The sequence below is a fragment of the Vibrio sp. 1078-1 genome (genome assembly GCF_033340475.1).
Map to the genome: position 1 here is coordinate 661941 of NZ_JAWOWM010000002.1, position 17893 is coordinate 679833.

Sequence of the window (17893 nt, forward strand, 5' to 3'; positions counted from 1 at the left end):
AATGCAAAGTAATGAATCGAGCAAGGTTGTAGAACGCAAAGCAAATCCTGAACTTGACACACAAGCAATTGTGAGTAAAAAAAAATTTATAAATAGAGTCCTAGATAACAGAAAAGAAGGTCTTAAAGTCAGGCGGGAAAACCTAGTCAGTCTTGGTGATTTTGCCATCGACCAGGTTCGCTGGTATACATGGTTTCAAACCTCACATGAAGACGAACAAATTTGTACATTACGCCTTTATGAAACTTCATTAATGGGGGCTTGTTATCATCGGCTGGCTATGTTTCCTAATGAGCCATTAACTGTTCAGATACTAGATTATCCAGAAGTAACATGGGATGGTGAAGGTATCTTAGAAATGGGCTTCATTTGTCCTTCAATGTGGCTGGATGCTTATTTTATATCGGCAATTGTGCGTGACAGGCCAAGTATGGATGTATTGGCGAACTTTCCCATTTCTCTGATGAAACAAAGTGCCACTAGGGCGGGTAAGTTGTCTTATATGCTAGTAGATGTCATCCAGTCGTTCCATAACCGCACATCGGACTACCCTGATAAACTGGTGGCCGCGATGGACGCGGCAGTTGCTCAGGGTGATAATTGGGCGTTAGAAATCGCCATGGGTATTTTGGAAACTTTTGCTGCCCTGACAACTGACATCGGTTATGACTTTGAAGAAGTACTTATTAAGAACCTTCAGTTCCAAGAGAAATACCAAATGAGGCTCGATAAGTCAGAGGACTTGATTTCTATAGAAACTTTCATCTCTTTCCCTCTGCTTGGCATGGCTTGCATGTGGTATGACAAAGGTAACCGTTTATCTGTTGAAACTGGTTGGCTCCCTCCCTATCTTGTCGAAGGACGTTGGTTAGAAGAAGTAAAAGCAGGGAAGATCACTCGATAAACTCCTTTAGTTAGCAATTCCGTATATAAGCCACCTCTCATGGGGTGGCTTTTACGTTTATCGTATAAAGTTTGCTGTTTGTTGAGCTATATGGTGCGCATTATGTTGGTGCACTAAAACCACATTGGTGCATTTATTAGCATGTTAAACACCATTTCAAGAATACCTAATTTTATTAAAGTTCATACAAAACAATAAATTAAAGCGTAAGTGTTAGAAATATAAATTATGGAATGAGAATTGCTCTGTTAGACGCTCTATAAATCAAGTTCACCAAATTGGTGATGAGCCTAACTTTGATGCACAGGATAAGTGCGCTACAGATCAATGGAGACAATTATAATGAGTGTAACTGCCAATCAGGTACACGGCGCTGTACAAACTCTCACGCAAAGTTCCGACACACTTTTCTTACTACTTGGCGCAATCATGGTTTTTTTGATGCATGCTGGTTTCGCTTTTCTTGAAGTAGGAACCGTGCGCCAAAAGAACCAAGTTAATGCTTTAGTTAAGATATTGGTTGATTTCGGTATATCCGCCATCGCGTATTTTTTTATTGGATACTGGGTCGCTTATGGCGGCACCTTCTTTGCTGATGCTGAGACATTATCTCAAGGCAATGGTTACGAGTTAGTGAAGTTCTTTTTCTTGCTGACCTTCGCTGCAGCGATTCCCGCTATTGTTTCAGGTGGTATCGCAGAACGAGCTCGTTTTTATCCGATTCTAATCGCAACATTTTTCACTGTCGGCATCGTATACCCGTTATTTGAGGGAATGATCTGGAACGGAAACTTTGGTGTTCAAGCTTGGTTTGAAAATACCTTTGGTTATGGCTTCCACGATTTTGCAGGTTCAGTCGTTGTACATGGTGTTGGCGGCTGGATAGCGCTTGTTGCCGTCGTGTTTTTGGGCATGAGAAAAGGCAGAGTTCGAGCAGGAAAGCACACCAACTTTGCACCTTCGAATATTCCTTTTTTGGCCTTGGGAGCTTGGATCTTATGTGTGGGGTGGTTTGGCTTCAACGTCATGTCAGCTCAAACTGTGTCAGGCATAAGTGGCTTGGTGGCTATGAACTCATTGATGGCAATGGTCGGAGGCATTGTTGCGTCATTGTTGGCTAGTAAGAATGACCCTGGCTTTATTCATAACGGCCCACTGGCTGGCTTAGTTGCTGTATGTGCGGGCTCAGACTTAATGCATCCTATCGGTGCTTTAGTGACAGGTGCGATTGCTGGCGTGCTATTTGTTTATCTTTTTACCCACCTACAAAACAAAACCAAGATTGATGATGTGCTGGGTGTCTGGCCTTTACACGGTGTATGTGGCGCTTGGGGTGGTATTGCTGCGGGGATCTTTGGCCAAAGCTCGTTGGGTGGGCTAGGGGGCGTGAGCATTATCGTTCAGTTTCTAGGAACGCTTTTGGGCATTTCCATCGCTGTGCTTGGGGCACTTGCAGTCTACGGCGCGATTAATACCAGTATGGGACTAAGGCTTTCAGAAGAAGACGAATTCAATGGCGCTGACCTAGCCATTCATAAAATATCTTCGACCAACGAGGATTGAGGCCAATATGGGAGCGGCATAAAGCCGCTCTTTTAGCAATTGCCTTTCTTGGCTTGGCCTGGAGGACAGAAATTACCATTACCTCGATGGTCATCATCATTGGAGCTGACTCTTACCTTTACATCATCGACTTCGCCTTCAACATTGGTAAGTTGACAGCCTGCCAAAGTCATAAGCAATATAAACGCTAGAGATACTTGTCTCATTGCTGTTCCTCTTAAATTGTAATTCTAATAGTGACCATTACGACTATGGTCTAATCCATATTACTACTGTTGCTATTCTTTCAGTGTTAAGCTAATGAAAAAACAGCAAGGATGAGTTATGAATTTCCCTTATAGAAATATTGTAGTACTTACTGGTGCAGGTATCTCGGCCGAATCTGGTATTCAAACATTTCGTGCGCAAGATGGCCTATGGGAGAATCACCGTATCGAAGATGTAGCAACGCCTGAAGGGTTTGCTCGCGATCCGGACCTTGTTCAAGATTTTTACAACCAACGCCGCAAGAAACTTCAAGATAATGCGATAAAGCCTAATGCAGCGCATGAAGCATTGGGTCGTTTAGAGGCTGAGTTAGAAGGTAAAGTGACGGTCATCACTCAAAATATAGACAACCTTCACGAAAGAGGAGGCAGTCAGAATGTGATTCACATGCATGGTGAGTTGCTCAAGGCCCGCTGTAGTGAATCTAACCAAGTAGTAGAGCACAATGAGGACATTAAGACCGGCGAGCTTTGTCATTGTTGTCAGATCCCTTCACAAATGCGACCACATATTGTTTGGTTTGGTGAAATGCCACTGCGAATGGGTGATATCTACGCGTCATTAGAAGAAGCAGATTTGTTTATTTCGATTGGGACTTCTGGCGTTGTGTATCCCGCAGCAGGTTTTGTTCATGATGCAAAAATGCACGGCGCACATACCATTGAAATTAACCTAGAACCTAGTGCGGTAGAAAGTGAATTTGAGGAAAAACGCTACGGAAAAGCAAGCGTTGAGGTTCCAAAATTAGTTGACGAGATACTGGCTCTAGAAGGAAAAGAAAGAGCGTAATAACTTCAACAGGAAGAGTTTTTGTCTTGTCATTAAGAGCAAAAAAGCGGCTCATGAGCCGCTTTTTCATATCTTTAAAACTAACGAATTAGTTGTTCACTTTTAGCTTTTGGAAGTACTCATCGTACATTACGCTCGCTTCGCCAACTTCATCTTGCCAAGTACCGCTGTCCATCACTTCTTGTGGTGGGAAGATGCTTGGATCATTAGCAAATTCTTTCGGTAGCAGATCGTGTGCCGTTTTAACTGGAGTAGGGTAACCAATCTCTAGTGCGATTTTAGCTGCATTCTCAGGACGTAGTAGGAAATCGATCATCTTATGAGCGGCGTCAACGTTCTTTGCGCCAGTTGGAATTGCTAGGCTGTCCATCCAGAAGATAGTGCCTTTTTCTGGCCAGATGATGTCGATGTTCGCGCCTTCTTGACGAGCCATGTATGCAGAACCGTTCCAAAGCATGCCTAGTGAAACTTCACCCGCAAGGTAAGGGTTTGCAGGAAAGTCTGAGTTAAATACTAATACGTTTGGCATTAGCTTTTTCAGTTCTTCGTAAGCGGCTTTGATTTCTTCTGGGTTAGTCGTGTTTGGTGAGTAACCAAGCTTAGTCAATGCAATGTGGAATACTTCGCGAGAATCATCCATCAGCATTAGTTGACCTTCCCACTTGCTATCCCAGAAATCATCCCATTTAGAAACCGATGACTTGTCTAGCATGTCAGCATTGATACCAATACCGGTCGCCCCCCAAATGTATGGGATAGAGTAGTTGTTGTTCGGATCGAACGGTTTGTTTAGGAAGTTAGTATCAAGATCGGCAAAATGAGATAATTTCTCTTTGTCGATCTGTTGTAGCATGCCTTCTTTACGCATTTTAGAGACGAAATAGGTAGACGGTACTACCAAGTCGTAACCAGAACCTTGAGTTTTTAGTTTTGCATACATACTCTCGTTAGATTCGTATGTAGAGTAAATAACTTTGATTCCAGTTTCTTTTGTAAAGTCTTCAAGAACTTCGTTTGGAATGTATTCCGACCAGTTGTAGAAATACAGTTCTTGATCAGCAGCCATTGCAGGGGTAGCGATGAGCGTCGCTGCACATAGAGCGCTTGCGTAGAATTTACTTTTCATTTGTTTTCCGTTTTGTTTCGCGATTGGACAAGTCAATACTAGTTGGAGTTATCAATTTGAGCCAAATCGCAGTAAGCACAAATATGTTCATTTAGCTTGAATATCGTTGTCTCCTTGTTATGAGACGATAAATCTATGATACCAAGACAAATAAACCTAGCAACGCGCGATTATATCAGCCTAAGACAAAAATAGGCAGCGTATTGCTGCCTATTTTCCTATGGTTGATGACTTGTTACACAAGCTAGATTATTGTCCCGCTTTCAGCTTGAGGAAATAATCTTCGTACTTAACGGTTAGATCACCAACCGCATCTTGCCATTCAACGCGGTCAAGGTCTTCTTGAGAAGGGAACAGTGGGGCAACGTCTTTAAACTTAGCATTCGATTCTTCCACCGCCGTTAGGTAGCCAGTATCACGAGAGATTTGCTCTGCGATTTCTGGGCGCAGTAGGAAGTCAATCATCTTGTGAGCGGCTTCTACGTTCTTCGCACCGGAAGAGATAGCGAAGTTATCAACCCAGCCGATACCGCCTTCTTTAGGAAAAACGAGTTTAAGGTTCAGGCCTTCACTTTGTGCCGCTGCGGCGCTACCGTTCCAAAGCATACCAACGCCCACTTCACCAGACATGTAAGGTGCGCCAGGGTTGTCAGAGTTGAAAACTAAAACGTTAGGCATCAACTTTTGTAGCTCAGCGTACGCTTCATCGATTTGCTTAAGGTCTTTTGAGTTACCTGAGTAGCCAAGTTTACGCAGAGCGATATGGAACACTTCACGAGTGTCGTCCATCAACATTACTTGACCTTCAAGCTCAGGCTTCCATAGGTCAGCCCAGCTTTGGAAGTCGTTTGGATCGTACATATCTGCGTTAACCGCTAGGCCTGTAATCGCAACAACGTGTGGGATAGAGTAGTCGTTACTTGGATCGTAAGGCTTGTCTAGGTAGTTTTTATCTAGGTTGCCGAAGTTTTTCAGCTTAGTCTTATCGATCTTTTGTAGCATGCCTTCGTCACGCATCTTCGCCACGAAGTACGTTGAAGGTACTACTAGGTCATAACCTTGGTTATGGGTTTTTAGCTTTGCATACAAAGTTTCGTTCGACTCGTAAGTCGAGTAGATCACTTTGATGCCAGTTTCTTTAGTAAATTGCTCTAGGATATTACTGTTGATGTAAGGACCCCAGTTCATAAATACTAGTTCTTTATCATCCGCTGTCGCTGTACCAGAGAACAGAGAAAGCGCACATGCACTACCAGCTAATAGAGTAGCCCATTTTTTCATTGACGTTAGCTCCAAACCAAACGTTGTCCAATTTTGGACGATAGATAGAAAAACAGAATGGCATGTAACCATTCTGTTTCGTGATGTTAACAGGTGCGGATTCTACTTCACTTTTTCTCTTGCTAGCAACTGAGAAATTACTACCAAGACCAAAGAAACAATCAACATCACCGTTGCTAGGGCGTTCACTTCCGGTGAAATGCCCACCTTAACCATGGAGTAAATCTTCAATGGTAAGATTTCGTATGTTGGACCCGTTACAAACGAGCTGATGATCACATCGTCCAAAGACAGGGTAAAGCTCAGTAGCCAACCTGCAGCAACCGCTGGTTTAGCAAGAGGAAGGATGATCTGTTTCAAGATTACCCATTCGCTTGCACCAAGGTCTTTTGCAGCTTCCAACATTTTCACATCAAAGCCATTTAAGCGGCTGTACACTGTTACCACAACGAATGGTAGACAGAAGGTGATGTGAGCAATCAATAGAGTAAAGAAGCCAAGCTGCGCGCCTAATACTAGGAACAGAGCAAGCAATGAAATCGCCATAACAATATCTGGAGACATCATCACGACAAACAGCATGCCGTTTACCGCACCTTTACCTTTGAACGAGTAACGGAATAGGGCAACGGCCGTTAAGCTACCAATGATGGTTGCTGCTGTCGCTGAGAATACCGCTACGTTCAATGAATGCCATGCAGCTTGCATTAGGCTGTCGTTATTTACTAAGGTTTCGTACCATTTCGTGGTGAAACCACCCCATTTCATACCAAATTTGTTGGCATTAAATGAGTTAACAATTAAGACGATGATTGGCAGATACAAAAATGCATACACCAGCGCCATAAAGCTAAATCTAACTGTGCGTCCCATTAGTCTAGCTCCACTTTCTTATTCAATAGTTTGCCTGCTCTGTAGTAAGCGTAAAGCATCACAGCCATTGCGAAGGTGAGGGCGATACTGGTCGCAGCACCAAATGGCCAGTCACGAGCGTTCAATACTTGGCTCTTAATAACGTTACCAATCAGTAGGTTCTTCGCACCACCAAGAAGGTCAGAGATGTAGAACATACCTAGTGCTGGTAGCAGAACCAACAAACAACCACCGATAATGCCAGGCATTGTAAGAGGTAGAATCACTTTCGTAATGGTTTGGAACTTGTTCGCACCAAGATCTTTCGCCGCCTCGATATAAGTGTTGTCCAACTTCTCGATTGCCGAGTAAAGCGGCAGAATCATAAATGGAAGCAGGATGTACACAAGACCAATCATTACTGCTGTTTCGGTGTACATAATACGTAATGGCTTATCGATGATTTCCATCGCCATTAATGATTTGTTCAAAATACCTTGTGTACCCAGAACAATCTTCAGGCCGTAAGTACGGATAAGAGAGTTTGTCCAAAAAGGTACGATAACTAAGAACAACATGAATGGGCGCCATTTCTCTGGCATTTTCGCTATGATGTAAGCAAATGGGTAACCAATTACTAAACACAACAACGTCGCCACAATCGCCATGTAGAACGAGTGCATCAGCACTTTCGCATACAAGGGGTCGAGTAGACGTAAGTAGTTGTCGAAAGTAAATGTCATTTCGATTAAGTTTGCTTCATCACGCGTTAAGAAACTCGTACCGATAATCATCACATTTGGTACCAACACGAAAAGTGTTAACCAACCGACGATTAAGGTAATGATCGCGTTTTGAAGATTAATCTTCTTGCTTATCATTGAGGACTACCTCCCAACTCTCAACCCAAGTGATAGCGACTTTCTGGCCAAGTGAGTGGTCCACATCAGGATCATCTTCGTTAAAGAATTCGCTAACCATTACACGCATGCCTGAATCCAATTGGATAACGGAATCAAGCGTCATACCTTTATAGGTACGCTCTGTTACGTGACCTACGATGCCTTTTTCTTCAGACTCTTTGATCTCTTCGATACGTAAGTCTTCTGGGCGAAGTAGTACTTGCAGTTTTTCACCTGCTTGCGCTTCCTGATCGTAGTAAACAACAGACTCGACACCTTCGATTTCTGCACGGATACGTTTCTCGTCGATACGCTCTAGCATGGTTGCGTTGAATACGTTGATCTCACCGATAAAGCGAGCAACAAATAGGTTCTTCGGCTCTTCGTAAATCTCACGTGGAGAACCATCCTGCTCGATAACACCGTCGCGCATAACAATAATGCGGTCAGACATCGATAGGGCCTCTTCCTGATCGTGCGTAACGAAGATAAAGGTAATACCAAGTTGACGCTGAAGCTGTTTAAGCTCGATTTGCATTTGCTTACGCAGTTTGTAATCAAGTGCAGATAGAGATTCATCTAGCAGCAGTACTTTTGGTTTGTTAACAACCGCACGCGCAATGGCGATACGTTGTTGCTGACCGCCAGAAAGCTGATGAGGCTTACGCTGAGCCATTTTTTCTAGGCGCACCATGCGTAGCGCTTCCATTACTCGTGGTTCAATGTCCGCAGTAGGCGTTTTCTGCATACGAAGACCAAAAGCGACATTCTCATATACGGTCATGTGTGGAAACAATGCGTAACTTTGAAATACCGTGTTGACGTGCCTTTGCTCTGCAGGAACCTGTGTTACATCCTGGTCATCCAAAATAATTTGACCGTTATCTGCCGTTTCAAAACCTGCAATCATGCGTAAAACTGTTGTCTTACCACAACCAGAAGGCCCGAGAATCGTCAGAAATTCACCATGATTAACATCCAGATTTAAATTACCGATGATTTCCTTACCATCGAAACTTTTACTAATACCAGATAAACGAATAACTGGCTTTCCTGCTTGCGGTTTTGCGTTCAACGTCTGTATTTCCCCCACGTTCAAGCCGGGATTATCCCAGCTGATGTGACACTAACCATTCACTTTTGAGGCGCGCATCATAATCACCAAAAGTGTGAAATTAAAGCATTTTCTTATCTTGAAACAGAAATAATTTTGCAGGAAAAAGCCATCATTCCTTACCATACTGTTTTTATGAGATTAATTGGCATCTAGACACAGTTTGATAGCACTAAACTTTGTTCAACAATTGTTTCAATTTCATGACCTTGAAAGTGGTTAATTATCAACCATACAGTTGAGATTGCAAGGATTGTAGGTGAGTTGTGATGTTAGATGTGGAAAGATTTCTTTATAATGACGATTACATTAATTGACTGGAATTCCAGTCAAAATTTTACAAGTTAGTCTTGGATAAACTATGAACGACGATTTTGAGAAAGATTTCAATCTTGGGGGGAGTGTAGAGCGAGCTTTGTCTGGCAACTACGAGCTTAAAGCTGGCGCGGTTTTTAACGAAGCTTGGCGAGCAACCATCCAGCACTTTTTATCATTTTCTCCTGCCATTATTGTATTGCTTTTTGTCCAGTTAGGTATTTTCTATATTGCATTAAAACTGCAGTTGGGCGATTTGAGCGTTATTCTTGATGCATTTGAGAACCCAGAGTCGTTCACAAACGATATTGTGTCTTCTATTTATGTCGCGAATTTCAGTTATGAGGTGATTAGCGCACCAATTTATGCGGGGATCAGCTTGATGGCTATGAGCCATGTCGCCGGCCTGAAGACTAAGTTGCGCCATGTTGGAAAGGGGTTGCAGTTCACCATTCCTGTTATTCTAGCAACGCTCATGAGCTTAATGCTACAAGGTGTGGTTGGTATGATTTTTCCTTTACTGTCGCTGTATCTTTCCTTGGCATTTAGTCACTCTATTTTGTTGATTTGTGAGAAAAGGGTGCCACCAATGCAAGCGTTGCTGTTATCACTTCGCGCAATCAACAAGAAGATTTTTGTGGTCGCGGGGCTTTACTTAGGCGTGATGTTAATGTTTATTATTGCAGCAATGTTCTACGGTATTGGCTTGATTTTTGTGCTGCCATTCTTCTTCCATTTGAAAGGCATACTCTACCGCGAAATGTTTGGAATTAAGCTTAAGATCGTTACAACACAGAAAAACGATAATGATCACGATGGTAACTCACAGGTGTTTGATGCCTAATTCTTTGAAATCAATAAGTTTACGAGTGGCGGCAACCTGTATAGCCGCCACTTTTATTTCTATAGGCCCATATTTACACTACGAGAAACAGTTTAAATATGTGGAAAATCCTGACGTACTCTCTGGCAAGATTAAGCATGTCGATTTATCACACTTGCCATACATCGGTGATATCCCAGACTTCAATTCAATAAAAGATACGAAAGAGAAAAAAGCTGCTTTTTTTGATTTTTTAAGGCCTAAAATTGCTCTTGAGAATCAACGAATTCGTCATGAGCGGGCCTTTCTTACCTCTTTAAAGGTGGGACAAATGACGCAAGAACAACAAGAGTATGCTCAGCGGTTATCATCTCTGTATTCGTTGCCCTTGAGTAACGATAAGATTGATCAAGCATGGCTAGACGAGATGCTTGTGCGAGTGAACGTCTTACCTGAAGCCTTGGTTCTAACTCAAGCGGCAAATGAATCTGCGTGGGGCACTTCTCGTTTTGCTACTCAAGCAAACAACTTGTTCGGCCAATGGTGTTATAAAAAGGGCTGTGGAATTGTTCCAGCGCAACGTGGCGCTAACAAAGTTCATGAAGTTGAAAAATTCGATTCTGTACAACAGTCTGTTCATGGCTACTTTATGAACGTTAATCGAAACCCAGCGTATGCAGACCTGCGTGAAATCAGAACATCTCTGGCTGAAAAGAACAAGGGCTTGTTAACGGTCGCAACCGCGTCAGAGTTAACGCATGGGTTGCTAGCCTATTCTGAACGTGGCATCGCCTATGTACACGATCTTCGCGCTATGATTCGTCATAACAACGCCTACTGGACGCAATAAAATAACGGATAAAATGAAAAAGTTAAGCCTAAGTCTGTTGGGAAGTGCGGCGCTAATTCTTGCATCGCCGATAACCCAAGCTCAAGAGTACATGTTCACGTACTCAAAGTTATATACTCAACTAAAAAACAACAATAAAGAAGGGCATGACGATGTGAAAGTTGGTGTCTTTTTTGTGGACGCAAAAACTAAACAAATTTGTATGATAGAAAAAGCTTGGATGGAAAAAGAAGAGCACTATGAAGAGTTTGTTATCCCTGCTTCACAAGAGTTGCCTTTACCTGTTGATAAAAACTTAAAGTCAGCGAATCCGTTGGTTTTTGTCGATACCCCAAAAGATACACGTTGCGATTACTCACTTGTTGTGATGACCAAAGAACCATTACAGGGTAACGTTTCTTACGACCAACTTAAGCCTCTTTTACCTCAAATGCAGACGATGCTGGAAGATTTAGGCGGTATGTTTGCGGGTTGGTTTACACCGGAGGTTCAAGGTGTGACGATGGAGTTTGCAAATCAACTGAATGATAAAGTGATTTTCTCAAACGGAACCGAAAAGCCAATTGTCAATGGCAAGATACAAGTCGCACTAAGTGAAATAGGGCAAGGTGGCACAATGACACTACCAGAACCGACGATGCGAGTGTTACCTTATCTACCTAACGCAAAGAAATGAACACTGAACGTTTAGAAAGGGCTGCAATCGCAGCTCTTTTTTAATTTTGACCGTAACTAAAGTATCTTTCACACTCTTTTCTTAAAGACTCAATAAGACAAACATTTAATCCTGCGTAAAAAGCTCGTATAATCCACGCCCCAAAGAAACCCATGTTAGGAAGTCCTAGTCGATTTATCGGCGATGTGAGAGCCCGCAATGAACCAAATAGATACAAGAAAAGAAACCCTAGAATTCAACAAGCTTCAGAAACGCCTAAGAAGACATGTTGGAAATGCCATTACTGATTACAACATGATCGAAGAAGGCGATGTTGTAATGGCATGTATTAGCGGTGGTAAAGATTCATTCGCGATGCTTGATATCCTGCTGAATCTTCAAAAAGCCGCACCGATCAAATTTGAAGTGGTTGCGGTAAACCTAGACCAAAAACAACCGGGCTTCCCTGAGCACATTCTGCCAGAGTATTTCGAAACACTGAATATCCCTTACTATATCGTCGATAAGGACACGTATTCCGTCGTAAAAGAGAAGGTACCAGAAGGCAAAACCACTTGTGGTCTGTGTTCACGCCTGCGACGTGGTACGCTGTATTCATTTGCAGAGAAGATTGGTGCAACTAAGCTTGCGCTAGGTCATCACATGGATGACATCGTCGAAACAATGTTCTTGAATATGTTCCACGGCTCTCGCCTTAAAGCGATGCCACCAAAGCTACGCTCTGATGATGGTCGTAACGTGGTCATTCGTCCATTGACTTACTGTCGTGAAAAAGATTTGATCAAATACGCTGAGCACAAGGATTTCCCAATAATTCCGTGTAACCTTTGTGGCTCTCAAGAGAACCTTCAGCGTCAATCTATAAAAGCAATGTTGATTGAATGGGATAAGAAGACGCCAGGGCGTGTGGAAGCAATTTTTAAATCAATTCAAAACGTAAGCCCAAGCCAACTAGCAGACCGCGAATTGTTCGACTTTGTTAACTTACCGCTAGATCGTGAAGGTAACCGCGAAGAGTATGAATTTAATGAGGCTGTCGTTTCTTCGACGAATATTGATGAATCAATGTTCATCGATGTTACGAACATCTAACTCGTAAAAAAGGAGGTCAATTAGACCTCCTTTTTTGTACCCAATGCTTTAACTGTTCCCAAACAAAAATCCCCCTGTATTGGGGGGATTTATTAGCGCTTATTTGAAAGCGCTCAATACATAACAATACTAAAGAGAGATTAGGTTGCTGTATTTGGATCTAGAGGACTAATGTAGCCTTTTGGTTTTAGAGCCAACACATCGCAATTTATTTTATCAATTACGTGCTCCGCTGTATTACCAATAAAGACAGCAGAAAGCCCTGTTCGCCCTGTGGTACCTAAAATAACCATTGCTGCGTTCAAGCGCTCTGCAGCTGCCGGAATGACATCTTCAGGTAAACCTTGCTCAACTATCGTTTGTTCTTCATCAAGACCATGTTTTTGGCGTAGTGCTTTCATAGCCGTTAAATGATGACCTCGCACCGCATCGGTATAAGTCGTTGGGTCAAATTCAGGAAGTTCAATCGTAATGTTCGCCGGTGTAACGGGGTAGGCGTTAACAAGATATGGCTTGGCCTCAAGCCGAGTGGTGATTTCTTTTAATCGCTCGACCATCGTATCGTTGAGATCAATATGAGTCGGGTTTTCTGAGCCCACATGTACTGAGGCAAGGATACTTGCTTGTTCCGGCCAAGCAGCATTCTTAATAAGAAGCACTGGAATAGGGCATTTTCGCAACAAGTGCCAATCTGTCGGTGTGAAAATGACAGACTCTAAAACATCATGCTTACGTGTGCCTTTGATGACTAGGTCATGATTGCCTGCATAGACTTCAGCAATAATCGCCTCATAAGGGCGGTTGTGCCAGACAACACAAACATCAAAGTCGAAGCCATCGTTTAGGTATGGTTGAGCAATTTTACGCATCCACTGCTCACGCTGATGAATGACACCTCGACGCATAGCATCTCTTTCATCCACTGACAGCATTGACGTCATGTCATACGAGAAATCGTAAATGGATAAAAAGAAAGTGATTCGGCTTCTAGATACACTTTTCTGAGCTAATTGAACAGCTCTTGCAAGTGCGGGCTGCTCATCATTATTGATGTCAGCGACAACAAGGATCTTACTGTATATACTCATAACTAAGCCCACTTCTATTGCAAAACCAGATACTGAATGTAAATTAAATCAGTATTTTGGAGTACTCACCGTACATTTTTACTGTAGCTTAGTTTGGAGAACTTTTTGAGGACTTTCGAAAGGAATTTATGAGAAATATGATGTAGCTCATTTTCGAGCTACATCAATAATTAGGGTGTATTATTCTTTAGTTACACCAGCAAGTTCCATCAATGCATCGTGGTCTAAGATAGTGATATATTTACCTTTTACGCTTAGGATCTCTGATTTCTGGAAACGACCTAACAAACGACTGATCGTTTCGACTGTAAGACCAAGGTAGTTGCCAATATCACCACGAGTCATAGTTAAACGAAACTCTCTAGGGCTGAAGCCACGCTGAGAAAAACGCGTTGATAGGTTGTAAAGGAAAGCAGCTAGTCGCTCTTCTGCATTCTTTTTAGAAAGAAGCAAAATCATTTCCTGATCACCTTTAATTTCGTTACTCATCAAACGCATGATTTGCTGGCGAAGCTTAGGCATCTTACCCGATAGATCGTCTAAAATTTCGTATGGGATTTCACATACCATCGACGTTTCGAGTGCTTGAGCAAAGCTAGGGTGGGAGTCACCAGTGATAGCATCGAAACCGACTAAGTCTCCAGCTAAGTGAAACGCTGTGATTTGCTCATCACCTTGCTCTGTGATCGTATAGCTCTTGATGGTACCAGAGCGGATAGCGTATAGCGATTTTAGCTCATCACCGGCCTTAAAAAGCTCTTGTCCTTTTTGAATAGGCTTCTTACGTTCGATGATTTGGTCAAGCTGATCAAGTTCTGCCTCATTTAGAGTGAACGGGATACACAGTTGACTAATGCTACAATCTTGGCAATGAATGGCGCAACCGCCTGATTGGATACGCTTTGTTGCAGGTTTTTCAGAAATCATAACAACCTTTCACTATTTGATATACATCAATATTTTAGCATCGCTTAATCCTAAAGGGTAGCAAAAATGTCACCTCAATAGAGTTTAACGTTATATGAAACCGAGTAACGCTAAGGCTCCTACAGCGGTATACGTACCATACCCAATAAGGATTAATGCTGAAATATTTCTAAATATTAATGATTTTTGTAATTTCTGAAAATGATTGGCACCATATCCAATAATAAGCATTGCAGGTAGCGTTCCAAGCCCAAACGCAAGCATAATTAGGCCGCCGTTCATCGCACTACCAGAAACCGCCGACCAAGTAAGCGCTGAATAAACTAAGCCACATGGTAACCAACCCCAAATAAAGCCAAATGGCAACGCGTGAAGAGGATGCTTTAGTGGCAACAGATTCTTCCCTGCCGGCGAGATAAAGCGCCAGATATACTGCCCTAGCTTTTCTATTAAAAGTAAGCCTTGCCACCATTTAGCAATATACAGCGCGACCAGGATCATGAATAACGCAGCAATCAGCCTTAACCAAGCAAGAGAGTGCGTTAACCCACTAAGCTCAGATAAACCTGATATAGCACCACCCACTAATGCACCTATTAAGGTATAACTGATCAATCGTCCGAGGTTGTAGAAGAGGGGGATAAGAGGGGTAGTTTTATTTTTAGCAGAAGAGCCCATGGTAAGTAGAGACGCGATACCACCACACATACCCATACAATGACCGGCTCCTACTAAGCCGATCATCAACGCACCGATAAAATCAGGAGTCATAAAGGTCGCTACTTTTTATCACTATTAGGTTGGTCTTCTTCGTCGAGAAGAATGTTGTGCCCTTGCCGTTCAAGATCTTCAAACTGATCGCTTCTTACCGCCCAAAGAAAAACGGCGACAGCAACACAAACGAGAACGATAGCGATGGGAATCAATATATAAAGACTTTCCATGTTTGCTTTCTCTACTTATTTCTCTTTGAGCAGGCGCAAAGAGTTAGATACAACGATAATTGAGCTTGCAGACATGCCAACTACTGCAATGTAGGGAGCCACTAAACCTGCGACCGCCAAAGGCAAAATTAACAGGTTGTAACCCAAAGACCAAGCCAAGTTTTCTCGAATAATCTTTCTTGTACGCAGTGCAAGCAAACGTGCTTCTAGTAGCTTTTCGAGATTATCCCCAAGTAACGTCATATCTGCAGAAGCTTTAGCGACATCTGTACCACCGCCCATTGCGACAGAAAGGTGAGCTCCGGCGAGAGTCGGCGCGTCATTGATTCCATCACCAACCATCATAGTGATACTGTTTTCGTCCAAGCTATTAAGGTATGCAAGCTTATCTTCTGGCTTTGCTGACGCGACGATGTGATCGATACCAATTTCATTCGCCACTGGTTGGGCGTTTGAGAGAGAATCACCAGTTAGCAGGGTTGTCTTAATTCCAGCGTCAGCAAAACGTTGAATAAAGGCTTTGCTTTCTTTTCGGATAGGGTCGCGGTAGTAAAAGCTAGCGACATGCTTGCCATCAACCGACAGATAGACCGCCTGGCTTTCACCACTTTCTTTGCCTTGAACAAAAGCAGCACTACCTATCTTAACGATTTTGCCATTCCACATACCCTCAATCCCTGAACCAATCACGTTTTGCACGTCAGACACGATAAAGTCATCATTGGTGTAAGTTGCAAAAGAACGAGCGATAGGGTGGTTTGCATGAGCCTCTAAAGCTGCAGCTAGTGATAGACAATCTTTCTGTGGGAGATCACTAAGTACCTTTGTTTCACAGATCTCAATATCACCTTTCGTTAGAGTGCCTGTTTTATCTACAACTAAGTGGTTGATCTTACATAGTGTCTCAAACACATGGCCTTTACGAAGCAAAATGCCAAAATTACCCATTCTAGAGGTAGCACAAGTGAGAGCGGTCGGAGTAGCCAGAGATAGCGCACATGGGCATGTAGCGACTAACACAGACAGCATGATCCAAAACGCATCATCTGGTTTTGTTTGATGCCAGTAAAACCAAGTACCAGCAGAGATAATAAGAATCACACCAACAAAGTAACGGGCGACAATGTCTGCAATTTCCGCAATTTTAGGTTTGGAGTGTTGAGCTTCATCTTGTAAACGCACGATGTTAGAAATCATTGAATCGGCCTTTGAGCTTACTACCTCAAGTTCAAATGATTCGTCTCCGTTTAGCGTTCCCGCATAGACGACATCGCCTTCTCGTTTCACAACGTGCACTGACTCACCCGTTAACATGGATTCATCAATATGAATACGGCCTGAAATAACTTTACCGTCAGCGGGGATATGTTCACCAGGTAGAACGCGAATACGATCGCCAACTTTTAGCGTCTTCACGGGTATCTGATCACCGTCCAGCGTTGTAGCAATTGCAGGAATCAACTTAAGAAGGTTACCACTCGCTGCAGCAGCTTTGCGACGAGCGCGCATCTCTAAGAATCGACCTACTAACAAAAAGAAGGTAAACATCGAGATAGATTCAAAGAAGACTTCGCCTTGTTCAGTTACTGTTGCAACTAAACTTGCAACATAGGCAAAGATCAACGCGATAGAAACCGGGACATCCATACCAAGGGTTCGGCCTTTGATACTGCGCCATGCGTTTAAGTAAAATGGAAGAGCGGAATAAAGCAAAACAGGAGTAGCAAAAATCAAACTTACCCAACGAAAGTAACTTTTAAACTCTGGCTCTAAATCACCAAAGACTTCGAGATACAGTGCAACGGCGAGCATCATGACCTGCATGGTTGCTAAACCTGCAATACCTAGCCGATATAGATATTGCTTCATCATTCGATGGTAAGAGGCTTCTTGCTTATCTGCTTCAAAAGGTGCAGCTTTGTAACCAAGTTTATGAATAACGGAAAGGAGCTCGCTTAACCGTACCTGAGTTTTATCCCAGGCTAGTAACGCTCGATTGGTGGTTGTATTAACACGGATAGATACCAACCCGGCCGTATTAGAAACTTGCTTTTCGATTAACCACGCACAAGCGGCACATGAAACGCCTTCCAAAGAAAGGGTTACTTCAGAAACATTTTCGCGATTTCGTACGAATTCAGATTGTACATCCGCATTGTCATAATGAATTAAAGCTTGGAGTTGCTCTGGTATTAGATCTGCCTTTTCTGCAGGCGCAGTGCGGTATTGGTAATATGATACAAGACCACTATCGACAATAGTCTGCGCCACAGTTTCGCAGCCCGGACAACACATGTCGCGAATTTCACCCAATATTTCTACTTTGAAATCCGTGTTGGCTGGTACATCTTCACCGCAGTGATAACAGGATTTACACATA

Annotated in this window: 18 protein-coding genes; 7 read left to right on the plus strand and 11 right to left on the minus strand. The window is 42.8% G+C overall.

Going from position 1 to position 17893, the window contains the following annotated elements:
• Position 1 precedes the first annotated feature (1 nt).
• Both R7190_RS06840 and R7190_RS06845 read left to right on the plus strand, forming a co-directional pair.
• On the plus strand, positions 2-904 hold the full coding sequence (locus R7190_RS06840) for an immunity 49 family protein (RefSeq protein ID WP_042522968.1): 903 nt from the start codon (positions 2-4) through the stop codon (positions 902-904).
• 342 nt (positions 905-1246) lie between these two features.
• Positions 1247-2467: an ammonium transporter gene (locus tag R7190_RS06845; protein ID WP_033905297.1), complete on the plus strand. Its 1221-nt coding sequence runs from the start codon at positions 1247-1249 to the stop codon at positions 2465-2467.
• Between the two features lie 32 nt (positions 2468-2499).
• On the opposite strand, the gene R7190_RS06850 is transcribed toward R7190_RS06845, so the two are convergent.
• On the minus strand, positions 2500-2673 hold the full coding sequence (locus tag R7190_RS06850) for a hypothetical protein (RefSeq protein WP_169628679.1): 174 nt from the start codon (positions 2671-2673) through the stop codon (positions 2500-2502).
• 118 nt (positions 2674-2791) lie between these two features.
• On the opposite strand from R7190_RS06850, the gene cobB reads away from it, so the two are divergent.
• Complete coding sequence (gene cobB / locus R7190_RS06855; protein ID WP_005377522.1) at positions 2792-3523, plus strand: Sir2 family NAD+-dependent deacetylase; 732 nt, start codon at positions 2792-2794, stop codon at positions 3521-3523.
• An 88-nt stretch (positions 3524-3611) separates the two neighbouring features.
• Here cobB and R7190_RS06860 read toward each other — a convergent pair whose 3' ends face one another.
• From R7190_RS06860 to potA, 5 genes are all read right to left on the minus strand, one after another.
• Positions 3612-4649, minus strand: coding sequence for an extracellular solute-binding protein (locus R7190_RS06860; protein ID WP_033905298.1), 1038 nt, complete (start codon positions 4647-4649; stop codon positions 3612-3614).
• Positions 4650-4898: 249 nt separating this feature from the next.
• Entirely contained in the window at positions 4899-5930 is a 1032-nt protein-coding gene (locus R7190_RS06865) for an extracellular solute-binding protein (RefSeq protein WP_186584256.1), read from the minus strand.
• Positions 5931-6032: 102 nt separating this feature from the next.
• The gene (gene potC, locus R7190_RS06870) at positions 6033-6803 is read right to left on the minus strand and encodes a spermidine/putrescine ABC transporter permease PotC (protein ID WP_005389180.1); all 771 of its coding nucleotides are present in this window, start codon (positions 6801-6803) and stop codon (positions 6033-6035) included.
• Positions 6803-7663 carry a spermidine/putrescine ABC transporter permease PotB gene (gene potB / locus R7190_RS06875; RefSeq protein WP_005377512.1) on the minus strand — a complete coding sequence of 287 codons (861 nt, stop codon included), beginning with the start codon at positions 7661-7663 and terminating at the stop codon, positions 6803-6805. Before potB ends, potC begins: the two co-directional genes overlap by 1 nt.
• Entirely contained in the window at positions 7644-8759 is a 1116-nt protein-coding gene (gene potA / locus R7190_RS06880; protein ID WP_017634901.1) for a spermidine/putrescine ABC transporter ATP-binding protein PotA, read from the minus strand. Before potA ends, potB begins: the two co-directional genes overlap by 20 nt.
• Before the next feature lie 400 nt (positions 8760-9159).
• On the opposite strand from potA, the gene R7190_RS06885 reads away from it, so the two are divergent.
• The 4 genes from R7190_RS06885 (at position 9160) to ttcA (ending at position 12554) form a co-directional block, all read left to right on the plus strand.
• On the plus strand, positions 9160-9957 hold the full coding sequence (locus R7190_RS06885; protein ID WP_005389175.1) for a hypothetical protein: 798 nt from the start codon (positions 9160-9162) through the stop codon (positions 9955-9957).
• Complete coding sequence (locus tag R7190_RS06890; protein WP_186585044.1) at positions 9950-10786, plus strand: glucosaminidase domain-containing protein; 837 nt, start codon at positions 9950-9952, stop codon at positions 10784-10786. The genes R7190_RS06885 and R7190_RS06890 overlap by 8 nt, the downstream gene beginning before the upstream one ends.
• 13 nt (positions 10787-10799) lie before the next feature.
• The gene (locus R7190_RS06895) at positions 10800-11462 is read left to right on the plus strand and encodes a DUF2987 domain-containing protein (protein WP_025766641.1); all 663 of its coding nucleotides are present in this window, start codon (positions 10800-10802) and stop codon (positions 11460-11462) included.
• 198 nt (positions 11463-11660) lie between these two features.
• Complete coding sequence (gene ttcA, locus R7190_RS06900) at positions 11661-12554, plus strand: tRNA 2-thiocytidine(32) synthetase TtcA (RefSeq protein ID WP_005377502.1); 894 nt, start codon at positions 11661-11663, stop codon at positions 12552-12554.
• Between the two features lie 140 nt (positions 12555-12694).
• Here ttcA and uspE read toward each other — a convergent pair whose 3' ends face one another.
• The 5 genes from uspE to R7190_RS06925 form a co-directional block, all read right to left on the minus strand.
• Entirely contained in the window at positions 12695-13642 is a 948-nt protein-coding gene (uspE, locus tag R7190_RS06905; RefSeq protein WP_005377500.1) for a universal stress protein UspE, read from the minus strand.
• 180 nt (positions 13643-13822) lie between these two features.
• On the minus strand, positions 13823-14569 hold the full coding sequence (locus R7190_RS06910; protein ID WP_005377497.1) for an FNR family transcription factor: 747 nt from the start codon (positions 14567-14569) through the stop codon (positions 13823-13825).
• Positions 14570-14659: 90 nt separating this feature from the next.
• On the minus strand, positions 14660-15340 hold the full coding sequence (locus R7190_RS06915; RefSeq protein WP_017634899.1) for a sulfite exporter TauE/SafE family protein: 681 nt from the start codon (positions 15338-15340) through the stop codon (positions 14660-14662).
• 8 nt (positions 15341-15348) lie between these two features.
• A complete protein-coding gene (gene ccoS / locus R7190_RS06920) occupies positions 15349-15513 on the minus strand; it encodes a cbb3-type cytochrome oxidase assembly protein CcoS (protein WP_186584254.1) in 165 nt (54 codons plus the stop codon).
• Positions 15514-15528: 15 nt separating this feature from the next.
• Positions 15529-17892: a heavy metal translocating P-type ATPase gene (locus tag R7190_RS06925; RefSeq protein WP_186584252.1), complete on the minus strand. Its 2364-nt coding sequence runs from the start codon at positions 17890-17892 to the stop codon at positions 15529-15531.
• Position 17893: the final 1 nt, after the last annotated feature.